The following is an 8,742-nucleotide window of genomic DNA, read 5'->3' as shown; positions in this document are numbered from 1 at the left end:
GGCCCCCGGACCCCCGGGCTGGGTACATCCAGCCTCGCCGGCGTTTGAGGCGCGGGGTCTGGGGCGGAGCCCCAGGGGGTCCGGGCGCAGCCCGGGGAACGGGCGAAGGGCGGGTAGGGGACTCTGCCCCGCGCAGCGGCGAGGGTTGCCGCGGGGACTCTGCCCCGCGCAGCGGCCGCGCGCAGCCGGGCACGGGCTCGGGGCTCCGTACAAGCCGCCGCAGGCGGCCCCGTCGCGCAGCGGAAATCGGCCCGCGCGGGGGCTTCGTACCGCCCCGGGGGTAAACCGGGGCGCCGGGCGGGGGCGGGGCCCCATAGGATTGGGGCCGAAACCTACACACTCGAACCCCCAGAGGATCGCTGCATGCCTGGCATCACGCGCGAGGAGGTCGCCCACCTCGCTCGGCTGGCACGTCTGGAGCTGAAGAGCGAAGAGCTCGACCACTTCGCTGGACAGCTCGACGACATCATCGGCGCGGTCGCCCGCGTTTCCGAGGTCGCCGACCAAGACGTCCCGCCGACCTCCCACCCGCTGCCGCTGACGAACGTCATGCGCGCGGACGAGGTCCGTCCGTCGCTCACCCCCGAGCAGGCGCTTTCCGGCGCTCCCGCCCAGGAGCAGCAGCGTTTCAAGGTGCCGCAGATCCTGGGGGAGGACTAATCACCATGGCTGACATCAACAGCACCATCGACATCATCAGGCTCACCGCCGCACAGACCGCCGAGAAGATCGCCTCCGGCGAGCTCACGGCCGTCGAGGTCACCGAGGCCCACCTGGCCCGCATCGAGGCGACCGACGAGAAGGTCAACGCCTTCCTGCACGTCGACCGCGAGGGCGCGCTGGCCCAGGCGGCCGCCGTCGACGCCAAGCGCGAGCGCGGCGAGAAGCTCGGCCCGCTGGCCGGCGTACCGCTCGCCCTCAAGGACATCTTCACCACCGTCGGGATCCCGACCACCGTGGGTTCGAAGATCCTCGAAGGCTGGATCCCGCCGTACGACGCCACCCTGACGCGCAAGCTGAAGGAAGCCGACGTCGTCATCCTCGGCAAGACCAACATGGACGAGTTCGCCATGGGGTCCTCCACCGAGAACAGCGCCTACGGGCCCACCGGCAACCCCTGGGACCTCACCCGGGTCCCCGGCGGCTCCGGCGGCGGCTCCGCGGCCGCGCTCGCCGCCTTCCAGGCGCCGCTGGCCATCGGCACGGACACCGGCGGCTCGATCCGCCAGCCCGCCGCCCTCACCGGCACCGTCGGCGTGAAGCCCACCTACGGCGGCGTCTCCCGCTACGGCATGGTGGCCTTCTCCTCCTCCCTCGACCAGGGCGGCCCCTGCGCCCGTACGGTCCTGGACGCGGCCCTCCTCCACGAGGTCATCGCCGGCCACGACCCGATGGACTCGACCTCCATCGACGCCCCGGTCCCGCCGGTCGTCGAGGCGGCCCGAAACGGCTCCGTCGCCGGCCTGCGCGTCGGTGTCGTCAAGCAGTTCGCCGGCGAGGGCTACCAGGCCGGCGTCGTCCAGCGGTTCACCGAGTCCGTCGCCCTCCTGGGCGAGCTCGGCGCCGAGATCGTCGAGCTGGACTGCCCGTCCTTCGACCTCGCGATGGCCGCGTACTACCTCATCGCGCCGTCCGAGTGCTCCTCGAACCTGGCCCGCTTCGACGCCATGCGCTACGGCCTGCGCGTCGGCGACGACGGCACCAAGTCCGCCGAGGACGTCACCGCCCTGACCCGCGAAGCCGGTTTCGGCGACGAGGTCAAGCGCCGCATCATCCTCGGTACGTACGCGCTCAGCTCCGGCTACTACGACGCGTACTACGGCTCCGCCCAGAAGGTCCGCACGCTCATCACGCGGGACTTCGAGAAGGCCTTCGAGCAGGTCGACGTGATCGTCTCCCCGACGACGCCCACCACCGCCTTCGCGATCGGTGAGCGCACCGACGACCCGCTGGCGATGTACCTCGCCGACCTGTGCACCATCCCGACCAACCTGGCCGGCAACTCCGCCATGTCGCTGCCCTGCGGCCTGGCCCCGGAGGACGGTCTCCCGGTCGGGCTCCAGATCATCGCCCCGGCGATGAAGGACGACCGCCTGTACAAGGTGGGTGCCGCAGTCGAGGCCGCCTTCGTCGAGCGCTGGGGTCACCCGCTGCTTGAGGAGGCTCCGTCGCTGTGAGTTCCAATACGAGTGCGCTGTCCAAGGCCAAGGGCTTCAGGAAGTCCAAGTCCGGTACGTACCTGTCGATCGGCACCACCGCCTTCGGTGCCCTCAGCGTCGTCAAGCAGGCCAAGAAGGCCCGCACCGAGCACGACACGCTGAAGCTGATCGACGCCGTCGTGTCCGCCGCCGCCATCGTCACCGGCCTCGCGATCCTGTACCGCGAACTGAAGCGTCTCGGCGACGACGACGTCCTGCTGGGCTGAGAGGGAAATTTCCACTGTGACTGCCATTGAACTGCTGTCGTACGAGGACGCCCTCGCGTCGTACGACCCCGTCATGGGCCTCGAGGTCCATGTCGAGCTCGGCACGAAGACCAAGATGTTCTGCGGCTGCTCGACCGAGCTGGGCGCCGAGCCCAACTCGCAGACCTGCCCGGTCTGTCTCGGCCTGCCCGGCGCGCTGCCGGTCGTCAACGAGATCGGCATCGAGTCCGCCATCAAGATCGGTCTCGCGCTGAACTGCGAGATCGCCGAGTGGTGCCGCTTCGCCCGGAAGAACTACTTCTACCCGGACATGCCGAAGAACTTCCAGACCTCCCAGTACGACGAGCCGATCGCCTTCAACGGCTTCCTCGACGTCCAGCTGGAGGACGGCGAGATCTTCCGCGTGGAGATCGAGCGCGCCCACATGGAGGAGGACACCGGCAAGTCGCTGCACGTCGGCGGCGCCACCGGCCGCATCCACGGCGCGTCCCACTCGCTGCTGGACTACAACCGCGCCGGCATCCCCCTCATCGAGATCGTCACCAAGCCGATCGAGGGCGCCGGCGAGCGCGCCCCCGAGGTGGCCAAGGCGTACGTCGCCGAACTGCGCGAGGTCATCAAGGCGCTCGGCGTCTCCGAGGCCCGCATGGACAAGGGCCAGATGCGCTGCGACGTCAACCTGTCGCTGCGCCCCACCCCCGAGTCCGAGTTCGGCACCCGCAGCGAGACGAAGAACGTCAACTCGCTGCGCTCCGTCGAGCGCGCGGCCCGCTTCGAGATCCAGCGGCACGCGGCGGTGCTCTCCTCCGGCGGCTCGATCGTGCAGGAGACCCGGCACTTCCACGAGGAGGACGGCTCCACCACGGCCGGCCGCATCAAGGACAACGCCGAGGACTACCGGTACTTCCCGGAGCCCGACCTCGTCCCGATCGCCCCGGCCCGCACCTGGGTCGAGGAGCTGCGCTCCGGCCTGCCGGAGATGCCGCGCGTGCGCCGCAACCGCCTCCTCCAGGAGTGGGGCGTCACCGAGCACGACATGCAGTCGATCCTCAACGCGGGCGCGGTGGACTCCATCGTCGCCACCATCGAGGCCGGCGCCGACTCGACCGCCGCCCGCAAGTGGTGGATGGGCGAGCTGGCGCGCAACGCCAACGAGCAGGGCGTCGTCGTCGACGAGCTGCCCATCACCCCCGTCCAGGTCGCGCGCGTCGCGGCCCTGGTGGCGGGCGGCGAGCTCAACGACAAGCTGGCCCGCCAGGTCCTCGAAGGCGTGCTCGCCGGCGAGGGCACCCCGGACGAGGTCGTCGAGAAGCGCGGCCTGAAGGTCGTCTCGGACGAGGGCGCGCTCGGCGCGGCCGTGGACGAGGCCATCGCGGGCAACGCGGGCATCGCCGACAAGATCCGCGGCGGCAAGATCGCCGCCGTCGGCGCACTGGTCGGAGCGGTCATGAAGACCACCCGCGGCCAGGCCGACGCGGCACGCGTCAAGGAGCTCATCCTGGAGCGCCTGGGCGTATCCGAATAGCCCCACCGTACGTACGCGAAGGCCCCGCACCGGATCTCCGGTGCGGGGCCTTCGCGGTCTCAGCGCTTGAGCGTGGGGGCGGCGATGACGACGGTGCCGTTGTCGCAGCCCTTGTCCACCTTGATCCGCAGCCGCAGGGCGCCGCTCACGTCAAGGGTGTGGGTGATCGGCTTGCCCAGTTGCACGAGCTCGGAGAAGCCGGCGGGCCGGCCGTCGAGGGAGAAGCTGATCCGCCCCTTCTCGTTGGTCGAGCCGTCGTCGATGCCCACGATGAAGTCGAGCTTCTTCCAGGCGCGGTTGAGGTCGAACTCGGTGTACGTGTCGCTGTAGCAGCGGCGCTCGGCGACGAACGCCGCCCCGTACTCCTTGGTGTCGATCTTGGCCGGCCGGACCTCGAACCCGCCCAGGTCCGTCACCGGGCTCATGACGGTCAGATCGGCGGCATTGACTCCCGGCGCGACCCCCGACGGGGGCTGGGAGCCGGTCGCCGTGGGCTGGGCCGTCGGGTCGCCGGACTCAGACGGGCTCGGAGTCGGAGTCGGCGTCGGGGTGGGGGTGGGGGCCGGCTCCTCGGGGGCGGCGGGGGAGGAGGCCGCCTTGTCCCCGCCGGACGCCGTGTTCGATCCGTCCGCGTCCTTCTTGTCCCCGAGCAGCTTTACGCCGGCCACCGCGCCGCCCGCCAGCACCAGGACGGCGAGCAGCGCCCCGAGCACCAGCCCGGTCCGCCGCCGCTTCTTGCGCGGGGACGCCGCGGGCGCCGGTTCCGCGGCGGAGACGGTGGTGGGCGCCGGTCCGTACCCCTGCGGCACGCTCGCCTGGACCGGCGGCGGGGTGTAGACGGGCTCGGTGGGCGGCGGGGTGTACGCGGGCTCGGTGGGCGGAGGCACGTAGACCGGCTGGGCCGGGGGAGCGGCCGGGGGACCGGCCGGGGGACTCGCCGGGACGGCCGGGGACGCCGTCGGAGCCGCCGGCGGCTGCGCCGGCTGCTGGGGCGGGGCCACCGGCTTCGGCGGGGCCGCCGCCGGGGGAGTCGCCGGTGGTGCCGGCACCGGTACGGGTACCGGCACCGCGTCCTGGACCACCCGCTGGGAGGTGGACGTGGTGGTGGACACCACCGCGCGGCGGATGTCCTTCATCCAGCCCGCCAGGTTCAGCGGACGCTTCAGCGGGTCGGCGGCGTAGATGGAGGCGATCCGCGCCCGCTGCTCCGCGTCCAGTACGGCGAACTGCGGGAGCCGTACGAGGGCCTGCGCCAGCAGTTCGGGCGTCGAGGGCGGGGACTCCCCGCTCAGCAGGAAGTACGCGATGGCCCCGAAGGCGTACCGGTCCGCGCCCGGGGTCCGCTTCCCCTCGAAGACCTCCGGCGCCGCGTAGCCCTGGGTGAACCACACCTCCGCCGTCTGGTGATCGGCGGTCAGCTTGCTGAGGCCGAAGTCCACCAGGGTGGCCTGCCCGTGCGCGTCGACCATGACATTGCCGGGGGACAGGTCGCCGTGGATCACCTGACGCCCGGAGGGGGTGGCCTTCCCCGAGTGCAGCCAGTCCAGTACGTCGGCCAACTGCTCGAGCGTGCGCATCACTTCGCGCCGTTCGGCGGCCGTGGCGAGGGTCCGCTCGGCCCGCCAGTCGCGCAGGTCGAGCCCGTCGACGTGGTTCATGACCAGGACCAGGGCCCGTCCGGTCAGCGTCGAGGATTCCCCGGGCCGGTGGATCGGCGGCCCCTCGAAGTGCTCCCGTACGCCCACGACGCCGGGCCGGTGGACGAAGCGCAGCAGTTCCGCCTGCTCGTTCCACTTCTGGCTGATCCGGTCGAAGACGTCCGGGGTGATCGTGGTCTTGGAGTCGAGCACCTTCACGACGACGGGCTCGGATCCTCCCGCGAGCTCGATCTCCGCGAGATAGAGCACGGCCTCCCCGCCGCGCCCGATGGACCGGAGCAAGCGGTAGCGGTCCGCTGCCGCGTCCGGCCCGATGTGCAGATTCTGGCTGGTCAATTTCCCCCCAGCGCCGATAGTTTGAGTGGGCATCAGCTTCCCGTGCGGGGCCTCACGTGGTCAATGGGAGCCCAGTGGCTAGCATTGGATCATGCCTGCTGATGCCGACCACCGGGTGTGGTCCATACGCCCGTACCACGCGGTCACCAACCGGGATTGGGTCGGCCCGTGGCTCGACGGCGGCTACTGTTCGCTGGCGCACGAGGACATCCCGGAGATCCCGGCCGGTACCGAGCGGGAGCCCGCCAAGAGCATCGTCCGCCGGGCGCGGCCGGATGCCGATGCCGGTCGGGTGGGCGGGGAGATCTACCGGTTCGTCACCGAGATGGCCCCCGGGCACGTCGTGGTCGCCAGCAAGGCCACGATCGGCATTCACGTGGGTGTTGTCGCGGGCGACGCGTACTACGACCCCACGGACGGCTTGGAACTGGCGCGACGGCGCCGCGTCCTGTGGACGACCGTTGCCGAGCCGTTGTCCTCGTGGGACCTGCCGCCCTCGGTCGGCGACGTCTTCGGGACCATGTGGCACGACCTCACCCGACTCGGCGGTGAAGACGCCGACTTCTTCACCGAGTTCGCCGCCAGGCGCCTGCGGGCCGTGTTCGATCCGGCAGAGCGGTACCGGCGAGTGTGCGAGGCGCGGCGCGGACGGGAAACCGAATGGGCCGAGCGTACGGTGAACGAGCCCGTCCGGGACCCTGAAGCCCGGCGGGCGGTGCTGGACCGGTCCGGCGGGACGTGCGAGAACCCCGAGTGCGGAGGGATGCCCGCCGACGTGACGAACGACGGCGAGCCGATCCTTGAGGTCGACCACGTCAAGCCCCTCTCCGAGGGAGGGCGGGACCATCCGAAGAACATGATCGCCTTGTGCCCCAACTGCCACGCCATGAAGACGCGTGGCAGTCGCAGCGGGGAGCTGCGCAAGCGGTTCAAGCGCGAGGCCAAGCGGGCGCACAAGTCCCTCCTGGGCAGTGGCCCCGGCGCCGCCTAGGACGCGGCGTCGAGGAATGCGGCCCAGGCGGCGGGGGCCACGGTCAGGACCGGGCCCTCGGTGACCTTGGAGTCGCGGACGTGCACCGAGGTGGTGTGGGCGGCGACCTCCACGCAGGCGCCGCCCTCGTCGGTGCTGTAGCTGGACTTCCGCCGGGTGGGGCGGAGCTGACGCGCTGTCGACCCGTACGGCGCCGTACAAGATCAAGAATTCTGTAGCGATCGCTAGTTAAAGCATGTACGGTTCTTTCTGTAGCGACCGCTACGAAACTCAAGGGGATCTCATGAGCGCTGCACTGACCAGCACCTACGCCCGTACCGTCCGCAAGGAGAGCGGAGGTCCCGGCCTGCTCCTCGCCCATGGCGGAGGGGGCTCGGTCGAGTCGAACTTCGGGCCGATCCTCGACGCCCTGGCCGCAGGCCACAGCGTCGTCGGCGTCGACTACCCGGGAACGGGAGGCACCCCGCGCGCCGCGCGGCCGCTCGAACTGGACGAGCTCGCGGACCAGTTGGTGGCCGCCGCCGACGCCGAGGGGCTGGACCGGTTCGCCGTGCTCGGCTACTCCCTCGGCGGGAACGTCGCCGCGCGCATCGCCGCCCGGTACCCGCAGCGGGTCACCGCGCTGGTGCTCACGGCGAGCTTCGCCCGCGCCGGCCACCGGCTCGGGCTCATCACCGACCTCTGGGCCGAGCTGGCCCGCCGCGGGGAGAGCGAGCTGCTCGCGCGCCTCCTGGTCCCGCTCGCCCTCAGCCCGCAGGTGCTCGAGGGGCTGACCGGTGAGCAGGTGGAGGAGGTCGTACGGGCCACCGAGGCCTCCTTGCCGCCCGGCGGCGGGGACCACGCCGCACTGGTGAAGGGGGCGGATCTGCGAGCCGACCTCGCGCGGATCGACGTACCCGCGCTCGTCATCGCGACCACCGCCGACCGGCTCGTACCGCTGGAGGTCCAGCGGGAGCTCGCGGACGCGCTGCCGGGAGCCCGGTGGGCCGAACTGGCCACCGGCCACCTGCCGTTCGCCGAGCTTCCGCGGGAGTGGGCGGAGCTGGTCACCGGATTCCTGGCGGAGGTGCAGACGGACCGGGGGTGAGCGGGGCGGGGGCAGGGGCGGGGGGTCTCAGGCGCCCGTGGCGCCGTCGACGGCCTCGCGGAGGAAGTCCGCGTGGCCGTTGTGGCGGGCGTACTCATGGATCATGTGCAGCATGAGCAGGCGCAGCGAGGCGTCCTCCTCCCACTTCTCGACGCGCACCGTCACGTCGAGGGACTCGGCGGCCGCCTCCACCGTGCGGGCGTGCTCGACCTCCGCGCGCCAGGCCGCGAAGGCCTCGGCGCGGGTCGAGTCGGAGGCGTCGTAGGCGGCCTGGAAGTCGTGGGTGTCCGACCACAGGTGGGGGACCTCCGCCCCGCCGAAGGTGCGCCGGAACCAGTGCCGCTCCACCTCCGCCATGTGCCGGACCAGCCCGAGCAGGGACAGTGTGGAGGGCGGGGACGCCTGACGGCGCAACTCCTCGTCGCTGAGGCCCTCGCACTTCCAGGCGAGGGTGGCCCGGTGGAAGTCGAGGTACGCGCGGAGCGTCTCGCGCTCGCCCCCGGCGAGCGGAGGGGCGACGCGGTGGGCGGATCCTGATGTTGCTGCCATGGCTGAGATCCTGCCCCGTTGGTCCGGGGTGGTGGAAGGCCTCGGGTCATGCCGGCTGGGGGATTGATTCGGGGGCGGGGGGTGCGCCTGTGCTGCGGGCCAGTCGGTGGCTTCGACGAGTGCCGGTGGGAGCCCGGCAGTCCAGTGTCCTTTCGGTGCGGGCCGGTCCCT

At 71.6% G+C, this 8,742-nt stretch carries 8 protein-coding genes and 1 pseudogene; 6 read left to right on the top strand and 3 right to left on the bottom strand.

Annotated elements, in window-relative coordinates; genetic code table 11:
* Window positions 1-363 precede the first annotated feature (363 nt).
* From gatC to gatB, 4 genes are read left to right on the top strand one after another with little or no spacing between them, the layout of a single operon-like run.
* Window positions 364-660, top strand: a complete 297-nt coding sequence (gene gatC, locus ACFWBW_RS40960) for an Asp-tRNA(Asn)/Glu-tRNA(Gln) amidotransferase subunit GatC (RefSeq protein WP_007266718.1) — start codon at window positions 364-366, stop codon at window positions 658-660.
* 5 nt (window positions 661-665) lie between these two features.
* The gene (gene gatA, locus ACFWBW_RS40955) at window positions 666-2,177 is read left to right on the top strand and encodes an Asp-tRNA(Asn)/Glu-tRNA(Gln) amidotransferase subunit GatA (protein WP_385384752.1); all 1,512 of its coding nucleotides are present in this window, start codon (window positions 666-668) and stop codon (window positions 2,175-2,177) included.
* Complete coding sequence (locus tag ACFWBW_RS40950) at window positions 2,174-2,425, top strand: hypothetical protein (RefSeq protein ID WP_266904189.1); 252 nt, start codon at window positions 2,174-2,176, stop codon at window positions 2,423-2,425. The genes gatA and ACFWBW_RS40950 overlap by 4 nt, the downstream gene beginning before the upstream one ends.
* Before the next feature lie 16 nt (window positions 2,426-2,441).
* Window positions 2,442-3,950: an Asp-tRNA(Asn)/Glu-tRNA(Gln) amidotransferase subunit GatB gene (gatB, locus tag ACFWBW_RS40945; RefSeq protein WP_385384748.1), complete on the top strand. Its 1,509-nt coding sequence runs from the start codon at window positions 2,442-2,444 to the stop codon at window positions 3,948-3,950.
* Window positions 3,951-4,009: 59 nt separating this feature from the next.
* On the opposite strand, the gene ACFWBW_RS40940 is transcribed toward gatB, so the two are convergent.
* On the bottom strand, window positions 4,010-5,944 hold the full coding sequence (locus tag ACFWBW_RS40940; protein WP_385384746.1) for a protein kinase: 1,935 nt from the start codon (window positions 5,942-5,944) through the stop codon (window positions 4,010-4,012).
* 91 nt (window positions 5,945-6,035) lie between these two features.
* On the opposite strand from ACFWBW_RS40940, the gene ACFWBW_RS40935 reads away from it, so the two are divergent.
* A complete protein-coding gene (locus ACFWBW_RS40935) occupies window positions 6,036-6,935 on the top strand; it encodes an HNH endonuclease (RefSeq protein WP_385384743.1) in 900 nt (299 codons plus the stop codon).
* On the opposite strand, the pseudogene ACFWBW_RS40930 reads toward ACFWBW_RS40935, so the two are convergent.
* A pseudogene (locus tag ACFWBW_RS40930) lies at window positions 6,932-7,087 on the bottom strand (DUF397 domain-containing protein); the annotation flags it as partial. The gene ACFWBW_RS40935 and the pseudogene ACFWBW_RS40930 sit on opposite strands and share 4 nt — an antisense overlap.
* A 131-nt stretch (window positions 7,088-7,218) precedes the next feature.
* Between ACFWBW_RS40930 and ACFWBW_RS40925 the strand changes: the two are divergent.
* Window positions 7,219-8,022, top strand: a complete 804-nt coding sequence (locus ACFWBW_RS40925; RefSeq protein WP_385384740.1) for an alpha/beta fold hydrolase — start codon at window positions 7,219-7,221, stop codon at window positions 8,020-8,022.
* 27 nt (window positions 8,023-8,049) lie between these two features.
* On the opposite strand, the gene ACFWBW_RS40920 is transcribed toward ACFWBW_RS40925, so the two are convergent.
* Window positions 8,050-8,571 (bottom strand): DinB family protein, encoded by a 522-nt coding sequence (locus ACFWBW_RS40920; protein ID WP_385384737.1) that lies wholly within the window; start codon window positions 8,569-8,571, stop codon window positions 8,050-8,052.
* Between the last annotated feature and the right edge of the window lie 171 nt (window positions 8,572-8,742).

Source organism: Streptomyces sp. NPDC059957 (assembly GCF_042730015.1).
GTDB lineage: Bacteria > Actinomycetota > Actinomycetes > Streptomycetales > Streptomycetaceae > Streptomyces.
This window is presented reverse-complemented; position numbering and strand designations above follow the sequence as displayed.

What these genes read in the sequence shown, in the direction of transcription:
- ACFWBW_RS40925 (WP_385384740.1), top strand. Translation starts at nt 7,219, where the DNA reads ATGAGCGCTGCACTGACCAGCACCTACGCCCGTACCGTCCGCAAGGAG.
- ACFWBW_RS40935 (WP_385384743.1), top strand. Translation starts at nt 6,036, where the DNA reads ATGCCTGCTGATGCCGACCACCGGGTGTGGTCCATACGCCCGTACCAC.
- gatA (WP_385384752.1), top strand. Translation starts at nt 666, where the DNA reads ATGGCTGACATCAACAGCACCATCGACATCATCAGGCTCACCGCCGCA.
- ACFWBW_RS40920 (WP_385384737.1), bottom strand. Translation starts at nt 8,571, where the DNA reads ATGGCAGCAACATCAGGATCCGCCCACCGCGTCGCCCCTCCGCTCGCC.
- gatC (WP_007266718.1), top strand. Translation starts at nt 364, where the DNA reads ATGCCTGGCATCACGCGCGAGGAGGTCGCCCACCTCGCTCGGCTGGCA.